Below are 14,818 nucleotides of genomic sequence, written 5' to 3' on the forward strand. Positions count from 1 at the left end.
TACGGGTCCGACGTACGTGCGGTCAGCCGCGGGCGCCGAAGTCGACGCGGTCGGCGAGACCGGCGGCCGCAAAGGCGGCGACGAGCTCGTCGCGGCCCTCGGTGAAGTGGGCCCAGCTGTCGTAGTGGACGGGGACCACGCGGCCGGCGTCGAGGATCTTCGCGGCCTCTGCGGCCTGGGCGCTGTCCAGGACGATCAGTCCGCCGTCGAAGACCTCGGAAAAGCGGGGCGCTCCGGCGAAGAGCAAGGCCGTGTCCACCGGGGCGAAGCGCTCGGCGATCTCCTTGACCGCGTCGAGAGAGGCGTTGTCGCCGCTGACGTAGACAGTGGGCAGGCCCTCGCCGGTCAGGACGAACCCGACGACCTCGCCGCAGATCGGCTCGACCTCTTCGCGCTTGCCGGGGCCGTGGATGGCGGGCACGCCGGTGACGGTGACCGTGCCGGGCCCGCCGTCCCGGCGCTCGAGCTCGACCGACTGCCAGTCGGCCAGGCCGGTGGCCTTCTCGCCGAGTCGCTCGCCGCCGCCGGGGGTGGTGAGCGTCAGCGGGACATCGGCGAGCAGGGCCCGCCCGGAGGTGTCGAGGTTGTCGGCGTGCTCGTCGTGCGAGAGCAGGACCACGTCGACCCGGCCGAGATCGGCCGGACTGCCGACGGCCGCCGCCGTCTTGGTCAGCATGACGGCCGGTGCCGGGTGCTCGCCGGGGCCGTCGAAGGTCGGGTCGGTGAGAAAGCGCAGGCCGCCGTAGTCGAAGAGGGCAGTCGGGCCGCCGAAGACGCGGACAGGGAAGGGGGCGGTCTGCGGGGTGGGAGAAGACACGAGAAGAGTTCCTCACGGATAGATTGCGTATTAACCGTGATGTGACTGTAGACATGCCTCACGGATGAATGCAACCCGTACCATGAGAAGCGTGGAAGAGACCGTGATGGAAGAAGCAGCCCTCCCGTCGGCACCGGGCGAGGCGGAGCACCCAGCTCTGGCCCTGGTCAACAGCGCCGTCGCACTGCCAGGGGGGCATACGGCCGACCTCCTGAGCACCCCGGCGCAGGCCGAGCAGTGGCTGGCGCGGCGCGACCTCGCCCCGGTCGGCGCGGGCCTGGCGGAGGTGTGCGCGACGCAGCTGCGTTCGTTGCGCGAACAGGTCAGGTCGCTACTGGCTTCGCGTGTCGCGGGGCAGCCCGCCCTGCCCGCCGCCGTCGCGGCGATCAACGACGCGATGACCCGCGTCCCCACCGCATCTCTGCTGTTGTGGGACGAGAAGACCGGCCCCCGTCGTGCCACACCGCACCCCACCACCGCGATCGTCGAGCACGCCCTGGCGGTCATCGCCGCCGACGCCGCCGACCTGCTCACGTCACCCGACGCCGCCCGCCTGACCGCCTGCGCCTCCCCTCCCTGCAACCGCTTCCTGCTCAAGCACGGCCGCCGCCAGTGGTGCTCCACGCGCTGCGGCGACCGCGCCCGCGCCGCCCGCGCCTACGCCCGCCGCACCGCGATGGACTGACGACGCCGCATCGCCCGCCCGCCGAGTGCGGCGGGCGGGCGATGCGGGTCACCGCGCCGGGCGTGTACGAGCCGCACACCAACGCTGCCCTCGCCGCTACCGGAGCGCGTACACGCGGATGACGACCGCGTCCTCGCCATGGGGGCGGGCGAGTCCCACGAAGACGGTTTCGGCGAGCCACCGGTGGGCGGGGGCATCGGTGCGAAAGACGGGAGAAGTGCGGTAGTAGTGACCCGTTTGGGAGATCTGGATGCCGTCGTCGTACTGGTCGGGGCCTTCGGGGTCGGGGTGGTAGTAGCCGCGGTTGACGATGTCGATGACGGCGCCGTCATCGGCCTGGAGCAGGTAGCGGGCGTCGAGTTGGCAGATGTCGCCGCGTGTGCTGCTCCAGTCGCCGCCGCCCGAGAGCACCTTTCCGCTCAGCAGCGGGCCGTCGACGCTTCCTCCGACGATCGGAGTGAACTCGGTGACCTCTCCATCGCCGTGGCCGATGTGCAGGGACGGCGAGAGGTCGGCGCGGATCTCGAAGGCGAAGGTCAGGGCGGGGGGCGAGGACGTGACGGGTGAGGAAGGCATGGAGGAACTCCGTTCGCTGCGGGTGGGGTTCAGTGGGTTCGATCGGGTTCAGTCGGGTTCGCTGGGGACAGGCCGGCCGCCAAGTGCCGCCGCCGGCCTGCGGCGCGGCGTCCAGCCTCTGCGCGGTACGGATTCGAGCAACTCGACGGTGTAGGGGTGTTGGGGGCTTCCGAGTACGGCGGTGGTGGTGCCGCGCTCGACGATCCGGCCCCGGTGCATGACCACGATGTCGTCGCAGATGTGGCGCACGATGCCCAGGTCGTGGGTGATGAACAGGTAGGCGATCCCGGTCTGTTCGCGGATATCGCGCAGCAGGCTGATGATCTGTGCCTGTACGGAGACGTCGAGGGCGGCCACCGCCTCGTCGAGGACCAGGACGCGGGGCCGCACGGCCAGCGCCCGCGCGATGGCCACGCGCTGGCGCTGCCCGCCGGACAGGGCGCGCGGCAGGGAGCGGGCCTGCTGGGCGCCGAGCCCCACCTGGCCGAGCAGTTCGCTCACGCGCCCGGCGAGCGCGGCTCCCCGCAGGTCGGTGTGGAGCGCGAGGACCTCGCCGACGCAATCGCCCACGCGTTGGTGCCGGTCCAGTGAGGCATAGGGGTCCTGGAAGACCATCTGTACGTCACGGGCGAACTGTCGGCGCTCGGCTGCACGAGCGCGCCGTCCCGCCCCCGGCCGGTCCTGGCCCGCCCAGCGGATCGTGCCGGCGGTGGGTGTCTCGAGCCCGGCGAGCATGCGGGCGGTGGTGGTCTTGCCCGATCCGGACTCGCCGACCACGGCCAGACAGGCGCCCGGGGTCAACGCCAGGCTCACATCGTCGACCGCGACGAAACCGCCGAAGGACTTGGACAGGCCGACCGCTTCCAGGGCGGGCCGTGCGGCTTCGGCGGCCTCGTCAGACACTGCGGCGTCGTCAGGCATGTCGCGTGCTCCTGTCCGTGCCGGGGGCCACGGCGGCCGGGTGGTGCGGGTAGTGGCAGGCGGCGAAGCCGTCGCCGAGCGGTTCCAGACGCGGCCGTTCGCTCTCGCAGCCGGCCCCGGTGGCCGAGCAGCGCGGCGCGAAGGCGCAGCCGGGCCCGGCCTCGTACGCCGTGAGGGGGTTGCCTCCGATCGCCCGCAGGGGCCGCGCACCGTCCCCCGGGTCGGGCCGGGACGCCAGCAGGGCACGTGTGTAGGGGTGGCGGGCGTCGTCGTGCAGCCGGGCGGCAGGGAGCTGCTCGGTCACCGATCCCGCGTACATGACGGCGATCCGGTCGCAGACGGCCGCGGCGAGGGCGAGGTCGTGGGTGATGAACAGCATCGCGAGACCCCGCTGGGTGCGGGCCTCGTCGATGAGGGACATCACCTCGGCCTGGGTGGTGACGTCCAGGGCGGTGGTGGGTTCGTCGGCGAGCAGGAGCCTGGGCCCGCCGAGCAGCGCCGCGGCGATCATCACTCGTTGCAGCAGCCCGCCGGAGAGTTCGGCCGGGCGCTGGCGCAGTCTGCGCGCCGCGTCGGCGATGCCCACCTCGCGCAGCAGCGCCGCGGCCTTGTCCTCGGCCGCCTTGCGGCGCTCGCCGCGTGCGGTGACGAGGGCTTCGGTGAGGAAGTCCCCGATGGTCCGCAGGGGGTTGATGTGGGCCCGGGGGTCCTGGAAGACCATGGCGGTCTCCCGGCTGCGCAGCGTGCGCAGGGCGGCCGGGTCCATGGCGGGGACGGACTTCCCGTCGTAGCGGACATCGCCGCCGACGCGGGCCCCCGGCGGCAGCAGCCGCAGGACCGAGCGTGCGGTGAGCGACTTGCCGGAACCGGACTCGCCGACGAGGCCCACGGCGCTGCCGGCCGGGATCGCCAGGTCGACGCGGTGGACGACGGTGCGGTGCTCGCCCTTGACCGGCAGGTCGATGCGCAGCCCGTCGAACTCCAGCAGAGGAGTTTCGGTCTGTGGCCGGGGTGTGGTGGCGGCGCTCATCGGCCTTCTCCCAACAGGCGGCGGGACAGGCTGCTTCCGAGCAGGTTGCAGGCGATGACGAAGACGACGATGACAAGCCCGGCGTACAGCGACTGTTCGGGCCGTCCGGAGAGGATGCCGGGAGCGCCGTTGGCCACCATCAACCCCCACTCGGCGGTGGGTGGTTGGGCGCCGAGGCCGATGAAGGAGAAGGCCGCCACGTCGAGCAGTGCGTAACCGAACGAGGCGGTCGTCTGCACCACGACGAGGGGCAGCAGGTTGGGCAGCAGATGGCGCAGGCAGATCCGCCGCCCCGACATGCCGAGCATGCCCAGTGCGACGACGTAGGGCAGCGAGCGCTCCCGCAGGGCCTCCGCGCGCACGGTGCGGGCCATGTACGGAAGGAAGGCGAGCGAGAGGGTCGCCACCGCGATGTGCAGGCCGGCGCCGAAGACCGCCGCACCGACCACGGCCAGGATGAGGCCGGGGAACCCGAAGATCAGGTCGAGGGCGCCGGAGATCAGCCGGTCCCACCAGCCGCCGAGCCAGGCGGCCGTGACCGCGAGCGCGGTGCCGAGCGTTCCGGCGATCAGCGTCACGAGCGCCGGGGCGAGCAGGCTGAGCCGTGCGCCGTGCAGGAGGCGGGAGAGGATGTCCCGGCCGGTGTCGTCGGTGCCCAGCCAGTGCGCTGCCGAGCTGCCCTGGGAGACGGCGAGCGGGTCCACGGCGTTCGGGTCGTACGGTGCGATGAGCGGGGCCGACAGGGCGGTCAGGACCACCAGGGCGACGACGGCGCCGGCGGCGATGGGCACCCCCCGGCCGCGGGCGAGGCGGCGGAACCGGCCGAGCCGGGCCTGATGAGGTGTCAGGGGAGCCAACTGATAGGTGCTCACGCGTGTCCTCCCAGCGGAACGCGGTGGTCGAGGGCGGCGGTGAGCACATCCACCGCGGTGTTGATCACCGCGAAGGCCACCACCGTGATCAGGGCGACGGCCTGGACCACGGCGAGGTCCTGCTTGGCGGCGCTCTGAATCAGCAGGGCGCCGACGCCGTTGAGTCCGAAGGCCTGTTCCACGATCGAGGAACCGGCCATCAGACCCGCGACGGCCACCCCGGAGATCGAGGTGATCGGCGCGGAGGCGTTGCGCAGGATGTGCTTGCGGATGATGAAGCGTTCCCCGATGCCCCGGCCGCGGGCCGTCTGGACGTGCTCGGAGAGCAGCTCGGCCCGGACCGCCGATCGGGTCACCTGCGCCACATAGGCGAGCCAGGAGGCGGCGAGGGCCACGGCGGGCAGCGTGAGATGTTCGAGCCGGCCGGTGAAGCCGCTGCCGCTGCCGTAGGCGGGCAGCCAGTCGAGGCGAACCGCGAGGAACCAGGTCAGCGCCACGGACATGACGAACACCGGCACCGCCATCAGCGTGGTGGCCATCACCGTCACCGCGGTCTCGACCCAGCCGCCGCGCAGACCGGCCAGTGTCCCCAGGGTGACGCCGAGCGTGACGATGAGCAGGGCCGCGTAGCCGATGAGGAAGAGCGTGTTGCCCGCGCGGTCGGCCAGCAGGCCGGTGACGGAGTCCTGATAGCTGAGGGACTGTCCGGCGTCCCCGTGCAGCATGTTGGTGAGCCAGCGCCAGTAACCCTCCAGGAACGGGTCGTCGAGGTGGTACTCGCGGTGGATCTGTGCCAAGAGACCGGGGCTGGGTTCCTTGCCCCCTCCGACGAGCAGCGTCGCGGGATCGCCCGGGGCCAGGAACAGCGCGCCGTAGATCGCGACGCTGGCGGCGAGCAGGGTCAGTGCCAGCGTCGCGGCGCGGCGGGCGATGAAACGGGTGATCACGAGGAGCCCTTGCCGGTGCCGCCGAGCTGGGCCGCCCACGGCATGCGGATGTACGCGAACGACGCGGGCGCGCCGCTCAGGCGCTTGTTGAGGAACATGCGCTCGTACGGGGAGACGAGCGGCACCACGGGGAGGTCCTTGGTGTAGAGCGCCTGGGCCCGGTTGAACAGCCGCGCCGACTTCTTGGGCTCCAGGGTGGTCTGGGCGCGGGCGAGCAGCGAAGTGACCTCGGGGTTGCGGTAGTCGGTCCAGTTGAACAGGGCCTTGGGGTCGGTCATGAGCTGCGCGTAGGAGCCGGGGTCGGGGAGCTCGACGTAGCCGAGGACCATGGTCGCGTCCAGGCCCTTGCGCAGGGAGGGGTCGTAGAACAGGCCGGACATCTGCGTGGGCTGCAGTTGCTTGATCCGGATGTCGAGGCCGATCTTCTTGGCGCCCGCCTGGAGGAAGGTGAGGATCTGCTGGGACTGCTGGTCGCCCGCGGCCATGGCGATGGCGAGGGTGCGCTTCTTGGAACCGGCCTGCTGGACGAGCTTCTTGGCGCCCTCCAGGTCGGGTCCGGACACCGCGGGCAGGGCCTTGTAGGCCTTGTTGTAGATGTCAGCGGCTTCGCTGTTGCGCCAGACCAGCGGCGGGACGAAGGTCTTGGTCTTCTGTGCGGCGCCGTTGTAGACGCTTCTGATCAGTACGTCGCGGTCCACGACCAGGGAGAGCGCTCGGGCGATCTTGGGGTCGGTGAGCGGTGAGTCGGGGCTGGTGGCGGTGAGGAAGTTGGTCTGTGCCGAGGGGCCGTAGTAGACGGTGCCGGCGTCGGAGGAGCCGAGGGCTCGTGCGGTGGCGGAGCTGATCTCGTAGCTGCCGTCGATCTGGCCGGACAGCAGGGCACTGGTCAGGGTGGAGCCGTCGGTGATGAACTTGAACGTGAGCTTCTTGGCCTTGGGCCGCAGCGAGGTGTCCCAGTAGGCGGGGTTGCGCTCCGCGGAGATGGATTCGCCGGGCTTCCAGCGGTTCAGCTTGAAGGGGCCGGTGCACATCAGGCCGCCTTTGGCGCTGCCGTAGGAGCGCCCCGCCTTCTTCACGTACGCGGCTTCGTTGACCGCGCCGAAGCCTCCCGCAAGAGCTTTCAGGAACAGCACGTCGGGCTTCTTGAACCGCACCGTCACCTGGTGCGGGCCGGTCGCGGTGATCGACTCGACGTGGGCGAGAAGGCTGACGTTGACGCTGCGTGTGGCGGGCCGGCCCTGGCGCCGCAGGCCGGCGACCACGTCGTCGGCGGTCATCGGGTGGCCGTTCCAGAACTTCACGCCCTTGCGGAGGTTCAGGATCAGGGTGGTGTCGTCCGGCTGGTCCCACGCGGTGGCGAGGCCCGGGCTGATGGAGTAGTCGGCCTTCTGCCGCAGCAGTGGATCGCAGAGGTTGGCCTCCACGGTGCTCGGCGCGTAGTCACCGACCCTGGCCGGGTCGAGGGTGGTGGGCTCGCCCGTGGGCAGGTTCCACGTGACGTGGTCCAGGGAGCCGGAGGCCGCGGGCGTGGTCGTGGTGAGTTTCGGGGCGTTCGGCGCTTCTTCGGTGCCGCCGCCCGACGAACAGGCGCCGGCGGTGAGAAGCACGCACAGGGCGCCGGCGGTGGTGACGGTGGTTCTGGGAGCCTGCATGAGGAGCTCCTCGGGAGAGGGTCGCGACGGTGGATTCCATGGGCTGGAGCGGTGTGCGTGCGGTGCCGGTGGGAGGTGGGTTCGCAGGAGCGAGTTGGGCTCTGGCGGTGCGGGAAACGGTGCGGGACCAAGGCCCAGTCCGGCTCAGGGGTGGTCGTGCGGGGCGACAGTGACGGTCAGCCGGGAGGGGTGTGCGCCGCCTGTGCGCAGGCTCTGGGTGCTGGGTTTGGCGGTCAGTGCCGTCCAGGGGTTCTCGCCGGTGCCGGGGGCGGGCAGGAACAGGGGGAAGTCGCTGCTGGTGAGCAGGAGCGCGAGCCGGTGCCCGGGGTGCAGCCGGTAGCCGGTGTGGCCGAGATCGAGGTGGGTCGCGGTCGACGCCTCTTCCGTGAGAACCGTGACCTGGCCCCGGGCGATCAGGTGGGCCCGGCCGTCCGGGGCGAGGTCCACGGCCTTGGCGAACACGTCGAACTCCGGCGCGCTACTGCCGACGTGAAGGTCGAGTTCGATGGGTCCGGCCAGGTCAAGGGGCTCGCTCAGCGCGGGCCCGGAGAACACCAGGGCGTCGTCCCGCCCCGCGACCGGCGCGAGGTCGGGGTAGGAGCGCAGCAGAGCGAAGGAATCGTCGGCCAGGGACGGCACCGGTGCGTCCGGATCGTGGGTCCATCGCGTGGTCGCCTCGTCCTCGGCGGGGGAGTCGGCAAGGCCCGCGCCCGGCAGCGGGCCGAGGGCCGCCGTGCCCTGCGGGTCGGCGAGCCAGAAGGTCCTGGTGCTGCTGCCGCGCGGGGGCCAGACGTCGGAGGTCCGCCAACCTTCGTGGCCCAGCTCCCAGGTCACCTTGGACAGGGAGGAGAACGGGCGGACGCCTTTGAGGAATACGTCGAAGAAGTCGAGCGCCGGATTGGCGTAGCGCGGGAGCATGCGGGCGAGGGCGTCGTCGTTGGTGTTGTGGTCGTCGTGCTCACCTACGGGCGCCTGCGCGAGGTGGTAGTTCTCGTGGTCGACCGCGCCCGCCCACAGATACTGCGCGGCGTCCCAGCCCGGCCGTGAGGCGAGTTCCGCGTAGTCCCGCATGTGTGCGCCGATGAGGTTGTCGAACCAGCCGACGCAGTGCAGCACCGGAACAGGCCGTGCGTCGAAGGGGTGCAGGCCCGCCTGGGTCCGCAGCCCCGCGAGCCGGGGTGCCAGCAGGTCGAACCACAGGGAGCGGGCGCCGATGGCGCCGAAGGCCTGCTCGAACTGGTCGATGGCGGGCCGGTGGGAGGGGTCGACGTCGTACTCGTAGGAGTTGTTGTCGACCCAGTGGTGCGCGAAGTACTTGATGCCCTCCAGCCATACCGGCTGGCGCTGCCCTTCGGGCTGCCAGATGGTGTTGAAGTCCGCGGCCGTCATGCGCGGCACGATCGCCCGCAGTGCGGGGTGCTGGGTGGCGACGGCCGCCCACTGGGTGAAGCCGTAGTAGGAGTCGCCGAACATCCCCACGTGCCCGTCCGACCAACTCTGGTGCACGACCCAGTCGATGGCGTCGTAGCCGTCCTGCGGCTCGTGCAGGAAGGGGATGGTGCTGCCGCCGGAGCGGAACTTGCCGCGCACGTCCTGCACCACCACGGCGTAGCCGCGGTCGGTGAACAGGCGGGCGAAGCGGTCGCAGTACACGTAGCGGCTGTTCTTGTCGTACGGCAGGCGTACGAGCACCGCGGGGAACGTCGTGTCGGCGTCCGCTTCACCCGCGGGGAGGTAGACGTCGGTGGCGAGGCGGACGCCGTCGCGCATGCGGGCCATGTACTGCCGGGCGTCTGCGGCTACCGGAGCCGCACTGATCCGCTCGAAGGCGAAGGGCATGGGTGATCTCCAGCCAAATGAAGTACAACACCGTTGTGTAACGGCGTTGTATGACAACATTGCAGCTGCCCGCCACCACGTCAACATCCCTGAAGAGGTCGACGAGATGCCCATCGAGGTAGACGCAGCCCACCGGCTCGACGAGATCGCCGCCGCCACCATCGAGGTCGCCCGCGAGCGGGGGGTGCGCGCGGTGACCATCCGCGCCGTCGCCGAGCGGCTCGGTGGCTCCACCGCGGTGGTGACCAACTACGTCCCGAGCCGCGCCGACCTCATGGTCAACGCGCTGCGCCACGCGGAGCGGGAGTGGGCGCGCGAAGCGGACGCTCTACTGAGCGACGTGCAGGGCTTCGAGCGGCTGTCGGTGCTCGCGCGGTGGATGTGCTCCACCGTGGACGATGACGAGGTCATGCGCCGGCTCTTGATGGAGATCGTCGCCGCGGGGTCCGCCGCGGGGTGTGAGGCCGAGCAGGTCAGAGAGCTCGCGCGGGCTCAACGTGAGGAGCTGCGGGGCGTGGTGGCAGAGGCGGGCGTCCCCGCCCCGGACGTCGCCGCGGACGTCTTGCATCTGCTGTTCCGCGGCTACTGGCTTTCCGCCCTCGAAGACCCGGAGGGGTGGCCGGCGGAGCGCGGGGCGAAGGCCGCCCAGGCGGCGGTCGAAATGCTCCGGGGCGGCGCATCCGCGGAGGCGACGAGCGGCGGGGCGTCCGGGTCTTGACAGGCCGCGTGCGGACAGTGAGGCTGTGCGGCACATAAAACGACGTTGTATTACGTCGTTGCTTCTCCGTAGCGGAGCGGTACTCCGACGCCCTCGCCGCATGCCCGAGCCATCGCTCGGCGCTGTCGGCCTCCCTTCATCGAGGCGAAGATGGAATCCCAGAATCCGCCTGCCGCGTTGTGGCAGCGCACCGCGACCGAACTGGCCGCCGCCATCCGGAGACGTGAGGTCTCGTCCGTCGACGTCGTGCGGTCCTGTCTCGCGCGGATCGAAGAGACCAATCCGCGCCTCGCGGCGCTCGTCGACGTCCGCCCGGACGAGGCGCTGGCCGACGCCCGCCGCGCCGACCGGGCCGTCACCGCGGGCGAGGAACTCGGCCCGCTGCACGGCGTACCCGTATCGATCAAGATCAATACGGATCAGGAGGGTTACGCCACCAGCCACGGCGTGGCCGCCCTGGCCGCCGCTCCCGCACAGGGTGACGCGGCCTGTGTCACGGCGCTGCGCGAGTCCGGCGCCGTACTGCTCGGCCGGAGTAACGCCCCGGCCTTCTCCTACCGCTGGTTCTCCAGCAACGATCTGCACGGGCGCACCCTCAACCCGTGGGACCCCGCCCGTACTCCCGGCGGATCCAGCGGCGGTGCGTCCAGCAGCCTCGCCGCCGGGATGACCCCGATCGCGCAGGGCAACGACATCGGCGGCTCCATCCGCTACCCGGCGGCGTGCTGCGGTGTGGTCGGCATCCGCCCCACCGTCGGCCGGGTCTCGAACTGGGGGCCGCCCGCCTACGTCGACACACCCGACGGCAAGGCCCGGCTCGACATGCCGCCCACCGTCCAGGCCTGCGCGGTCGAGGGACCGCTGGCCCGCACCGTGGCCGACGCCAGGCTCGCCCTGGAGGTCATGACCGGCCCCGACCTGCGGGACCCCTACGGCATCCCCGCCGTGCCCGGCCCTCTGCCGCGGGGTGCGGCGCAGCGCGTGAGCGTCGTCCGCGGCATCGGCACCGTCAAGAACCAGCCCGCCGTCGACCAGGCCATCGACGCCGCCACCGCACGGCTGGCCGACGCCGGGTACGAGGTCGAGGAACTCGACGCCCTGCCCCTGCTCGCCGAGGCCGCGCGCCTCTGGTCGCTGTTGATCTACGAGGACTTCCGTTCCATGCTGCCCGTGGTGGACCAGATCGGGGACGAAGGCATCCGTACCTCCCTGAAGTACTCCTTCGCCGCCGCGGCGACCGTGTGGGGCGAGCAGCCCTCACTGGACGCGTACATCAGGGGCTGGTCCCGGCGCGCCTCCCTGATCACCGATCTCCAGCAACTCCTGGGCACTGAACGGATGTTGCTCACCCCGGTCTGTGCCGAACTGCCCTTCGAGCAGGACGCCGACGTCTCCTCCCCGGAGCGCGCCGCCGAACTGGTCGCCGCCATGTGGCCGATGACCGCCGTCCCCGTCCTGGGCTTCCCCGCCATCACCGTCCCGTCACTCTTCGCGGAGGGGCTGCCGGTCAGCGTCCAGATCATCGGAGGACGTTTCGCCGAGGAGCGCATCCTCGACGCCGCACAGGCCATCGAGGACCGCACTCCTCGCTACACGCCCTCCCTCGCGTATGGCACGTAGAGGAAGCGGGGTGGCGAACGCCTGACAGTTGACAGTCCTCGGTTGTCCAGGATCGAGGAAGGCCTAGCGCCGTCCACCTAGAAGTAATGCTTGCGTCCACCCACCTTGCGCCCGGTCGCTCCGAGGACCCAGAGGACCGCGCCTACGACGATGAGCACACCGCCTACGGTCGTCAGCAGTGAGATGCCAACCAACAGGCCGATGATGAGCAGAATGACACCGAGAAGAATCATGTGGGTTCCGATCGCCTAGTCTCTTCGGTACGGCCGGGCTCGCCTCGCCAGCGTCACGGCGCCTCTTTCGGCCCGCTGCGTACCCGGGCCGAAATGGGGCGTCCACGTGATCTGCGGCGGTTGAAGCCTGTCGTGCTGCCTCCGGGTGCCCTGCTATCGGCCACCCATGCGCGCGCAACTCCTCAGCCTTCGGTCGAGACCCGTGCCGAGCGGTTGCTCGCAGAATCGCAACGCCAAGACTCTGCCTGCCAGCACCCCCGGATCAGTTGTCGCGTGGAGTCCGCTTCCGTTGCCCGCGGCGAGACGGTCAGGCGGCCGTGTGCTGGTACGTCGGGTAGGTGATGTATCCGGCGTCACCGCCCTGGTAGAAGGTGCTCTCGTCGGCGGGCGCGACCGGCAGGTTGGAGCGCAGACGCTCGACGAGGTCGGGGTTGGCGAGGAAGCCGCGGCCGAAGGCGATCAGATCGGCGCCCAGGCCCAGCCAGTGTTCCGCTTCCGCCATCCCGGTCTGCTTGGGACCACCGGGCATGGTGGGGTTGACGATCAGGGTGCCCGGCCAGGCCGTGCGCAGCTGGAGGAGTATTTCCTCGTCGGCGGTGGCCTCCAGATGCACGTAAGCGAGGTCGAGGCGGGCCAGCTCCGTAAGGAGAGCGGTGTTCAGCTCGGCCGCGTCGTCCTCGGTCACACCCCAGATACCGCCGCCGGGCGACAGGCGGATGCCGGTACGGGCCGCGCCCACGGATTCCACGGTGGCGGTGACCGCCTCGACGGCGAAACGGATCCGGTTGGCGATCGAACCGCCGTATCGGTCGTCGCGCAGGTTGGCGTTGGAGGACAGGAACTGAGAGATCAAGTAGCCGTTGGCGCCGTGCAGTTCCACCCCGTCGAAGCCCGCGTCGATGGCGCCGCGGGCGGCGTGTGCGTAGGACTGGACGTGCTCGGCGACCTCGTCCGTCTCCAGAGCCCGCGGCACGGGCATCGGCTGCGGGCCGTTCGGCGTGAATACGCTGCCCTCGCCGGCCACCGCCGACGGGCCGACCGGCTGAAGACCCGTGGTCTCGTGGTGTGACACCCGGCCGCCGTGCATGATCTGGGCGAAGATGCGTCCTCCGCCGACGTGGACCGCGTCGGTCACCTGCCGCCAGGAATCCGTCTGCTCGGCGGTGTGCAGGCCGGGCGTGCCCGGGTTGGACTGCCCGACTCGGCTGGGCTGGACGCCCTCCGTGACGATCAGTCCGGCCGTGGCTCGCTGCGCGTAGTAGGTGGCCATTGAAGGGGTGGCCAGACCGCCGGCGGCGGCCCGGACGCGGCTCATGGGGGCCATGACGGTCCGGTTGGGCAGCGTGAGCTCGCCGAGACGGTAACTGCTGAACAGGGGCGGCATGCCGGTTCTCCTCCGTACACATGTGCTCCGGTTGCCGAAGCACGTGTGTACGCTAAAACCTGACGCCGGTGTCAGAGGCAACCGGGAAGCACCGCGGGTTCGTGTGGGGTGCACCACAGGTCGTGCGGTGCTGTAGACCACCGCGGGAGGCAGTCATGCGAATCGGGGAACTCGCGGCACGCGCCGGAGTGAGCGTGCGGTCATTGCGCTACTACGAGCAGCGGGGACTGCTCACCAGTACCCGCACGCCGAGCGGACAACGGCAGTACACGGAACACGACGTGGATCGCGTCCACTTCATCCAGGGTCTGTACGCGGCGAACCTCTCCAGCAGCACCATCGCTGAACTCATGCCATGCCGTGACGCCCCGAGCAAGCACAACTCCGACGCCACGCTGGAGCGGATGGCCCGCGAACGCGAGCGGATCACGGCGCAGATGGACGATCTTCAGCGGGCTCGGGACACCCTCGACAAGATGGTGGCCACGGCGCGGGCCCACCGCGAGTCCCTGCTGCACCCGGCCCCTGTCGAGGACGAATCGGCGGTGAGCCAGAACTCCACGCCGCTTCCGTCCGCGGCCGCCTCGGTGTGAGCCGACGCGGCGGCAGAGCCTTCGCCCCGGGCTCCCTCTCCTTCACTCTGCCCACCGATCAGTCAGAACCGGCGAGACGGGCGCCGGATCGACCGGTCCGGTCTCTGGCCCCTCGTGCAGCTCCGCACGTCCGTACTGACTCGGATCACCCGTCTTCAACCGGCCGGTATCAGCGCCGGCCCGGTCAACCGCCCACCTCTCGCGTGCTTCATGTCATGCGGCGCAGCAGATGGTCACGGTCGATCAGTTGGTGTTTGAGCACCATCCCGATGTGCAGCGCCAGCGCTGCGAAGAAGACGATGTGCGCGGCGATGTGGATGCCAAGGAGGTCGTCTCCGCCAAGCACCAGTGCGACACCGGTGAGCGGGACGGCGAACGTGGCCCCGTACAGGGCGGTTTCGGTGCCGTGTGCCAGGCGCCGCTCCGTGGGGGTCAGGGTGGGCGCCCACGGCGGGAGCGGTGTGGCCAGACGCCAGGCGAGGCGGATCAGGACCAGGAGCAGCACTATGGCTCCCAGCACGACGTGCACGGTGAGCAGCGCGTCATCACCGAAGGGGTCGTACCCCTCCCCTGCACCGCCGCCACGGCCCCGTCCCCTGCCCGAGCCCTCGCCGCGTCCGCGCCCACGGCCCCGGCCGCTGTCGTCGACATCGAGCAGATATCCCACCGCGAACTGCGCGGCCATCGCCACGAAAACCGCCCAGTGCAGCACCTTCGTGACAATCCCATAGCCATGTGCACCGTTACGCAGGTGAAAACCCATGCCTCCAACGTGCCCCATGACGCACGTCTCCAGGCGTGCAGGCCCTTCCTTTTCCCCTTCCCGATGATGCGGTTGGCTGATCGGTGGGCTGCTGCGGTGCGGGCGGGCGCATCGCTGCGCGGAGTCGCAACGCGTGTGTCCTGAACGCCTGTTGTGGGCTCCCGCGTC

General features: G+C 70.6%; 15 protein-coding genes. 4 read left to right on the forward strand and 11 right to left on the reverse strand.

Annotation, left to right across the window (positions count from 1 at the left end; translation table 11 throughout):
* Positions 1-22: 22 nt before the first annotated feature.
* Positions 23-817 (reverse strand): MBL fold metallo-hydrolase, encoded by a 795-nt coding sequence (locus AB0I94_RS24790; protein WP_363311819.1) that lies wholly within the window; start codon positions 815-817, stop codon positions 23-25.
* Positions 818-899: 82 nt separating this feature from the next.
* Between AB0I94_RS24790 and AB0I94_RS24795 the strand changes: the two genes are divergently transcribed.
* Positions 900-1,502 (forward strand): CGNR zinc finger domain-containing protein, encoded by a 603-nt coding sequence (locus AB0I94_RS24795; RefSeq protein ID WP_363311820.1) that lies wholly within the window; start codon positions 900-902, stop codon positions 1,500-1,502.
* A gap of 96 nt (positions 1,503-1,598) precedes the next feature.
* On the opposite strand, the gene AB0I94_RS24800 is transcribed toward AB0I94_RS24795, so the two are convergent.
* From AB0I94_RS24800 to AB0I94_RS24830, 7 genes are all read right to left on the reverse strand, one after another.
* Positions 1,599-2,078 carry a DUF3237 domain-containing protein gene (locus AB0I94_RS24800; RefSeq protein WP_363311821.1) on the reverse strand — a complete coding sequence of 160 codons (480 nt, stop codon included), beginning with the start codon at positions 2,076-2,078 and terminating at the stop codon, positions 1,599-1,601.
* 48 nt (positions 2,079-2,126) lie between these two features.
* Positions 2,127-2,999: an ATP-binding cassette domain-containing protein gene (locus tag AB0I94_RS24805; RefSeq protein ID WP_363311822.1), complete on the reverse strand. Its 873-nt coding sequence runs from the start codon at positions 2,997-2,999 to the stop codon at positions 2,127-2,129.
* Positions 2,992-4,029 (reverse strand): ABC transporter ATP-binding protein, encoded by a 1,038-nt coding sequence (locus AB0I94_RS24810; protein ID WP_363311823.1) that lies wholly within the window; start codon positions 4,027-4,029, stop codon positions 2,992-2,994. The genes AB0I94_RS24805 and AB0I94_RS24810 overlap by 8 nt, the downstream gene beginning before the upstream one ends.
* Complete coding sequence (locus AB0I94_RS24815) at positions 4,026-4,901, reverse strand: ABC transporter permease (protein WP_363311824.1); 876 nt, start codon at positions 4,899-4,901, stop codon at positions 4,026-4,028. Before AB0I94_RS24815 ends, AB0I94_RS24810 begins: the two co-directional genes overlap by 4 nt.
* Positions 4,898-5,848, reverse strand: a complete 951-nt coding sequence (locus tag AB0I94_RS24820; RefSeq protein ID WP_363311825.1) for an ABC transporter permease — start codon at positions 5,846-5,848, stop codon at positions 4,898-4,900. Before AB0I94_RS24820 ends, AB0I94_RS24815 begins: the two co-directional genes overlap by 4 nt.
* Complete coding sequence (locus AB0I94_RS24825; RefSeq protein WP_363311827.1) at positions 5,845-7,500, reverse strand: ABC transporter substrate-binding protein; 1,656 nt, start codon at positions 7,498-7,500, stop codon at positions 5,845-5,847. Before AB0I94_RS24825 ends, AB0I94_RS24820 begins: the two co-directional genes overlap by 4 nt.
* 144 nt (positions 7,501-7,644) lie before the next feature.
* Positions 7,645-9,339 carry a CocE/NonD family hydrolase gene (locus tag AB0I94_RS24830; protein WP_363311828.1) on the reverse strand — a complete coding sequence of 565 codons (1,695 nt, stop codon included), beginning with the start codon at positions 9,337-9,339 and terminating at the stop codon, positions 7,645-7,647.
* Positions 9,340-9,445: 106 nt separating this feature from the next.
* Between AB0I94_RS24830 and AB0I94_RS24835 the strand changes: the two genes are divergently transcribed.
* Both AB0I94_RS24835 and AB0I94_RS24840 read left to right on the forward strand, forming a co-directional pair.
* Complete coding sequence (locus AB0I94_RS24835) at positions 9,446-10,057, forward strand: TetR/AcrR family transcriptional regulator (RefSeq protein ID WP_363311829.1); 612 nt, start codon at positions 9,446-9,448, stop codon at positions 10,055-10,057.
* Positions 10,058-10,207: 150 nt separating this feature from the next.
* Positions 10,208-11,677, forward strand: coding sequence for an amidase (locus AB0I94_RS24840; RefSeq protein WP_363311830.1), 1,470 nt, complete (start codon positions 10,208-10,210; stop codon positions 11,675-11,677).
* A 77-nt stretch (positions 11,678-11,754) separates the two neighbouring features.
* Here AB0I94_RS24840 and AB0I94_RS24845 read toward each other — a convergent pair whose 3' ends face one another.
* Both AB0I94_RS24845 and AB0I94_RS24850 read right to left on the reverse strand, forming a co-directional pair.
* Positions 11,755-11,910: a hypothetical protein gene (locus AB0I94_RS24845; RefSeq protein ID WP_363311831.1), complete on the reverse strand. Its 156-nt coding sequence runs from the start codon at positions 11,908-11,910 to the stop codon at positions 11,755-11,757.
* A gap of 307 nt (positions 11,911-12,217) precedes the next feature.
* Positions 12,218-13,294, reverse strand: a complete 1,077-nt coding sequence (locus AB0I94_RS24850; RefSeq protein WP_363311832.1) for an alkene reductase — start codon at positions 13,292-13,294, stop codon at positions 12,218-12,220.
* A 155-nt stretch (positions 13,295-13,449) separates the two neighbouring features.
* On the opposite strand from AB0I94_RS24850, the gene AB0I94_RS24855 reads away from it, so the two are divergent.
* Positions 13,450-13,887, forward strand: a complete 438-nt coding sequence (locus AB0I94_RS24855; RefSeq protein WP_363311833.1) for a MerR family transcriptional regulator — start codon at positions 13,450-13,452, stop codon at positions 13,885-13,887.
* A 208-nt stretch (positions 13,888-14,095) separates the two neighbouring features.
* Here AB0I94_RS24855 and AB0I94_RS24860 read toward each other — a convergent pair whose 3' ends face one another.
* On the reverse strand, positions 14,096-14,668 hold the full coding sequence (locus AB0I94_RS24860; protein WP_363311834.1) for a cytochrome b/b6 domain-containing protein: 573 nt from the start codon (positions 14,666-14,668) through the stop codon (positions 14,096-14,098).
* Positions 14,669-14,818 lie beyond the last annotated feature (150 nt).

Source organism: Streptomyces sp. NPDC050147, assembly GCF_040660195.1.
Taxonomy (GTDB): Bacteria; Actinomycetota; Actinomycetes; order Streptomycetales; family Streptomycetaceae; genus Streptomyces.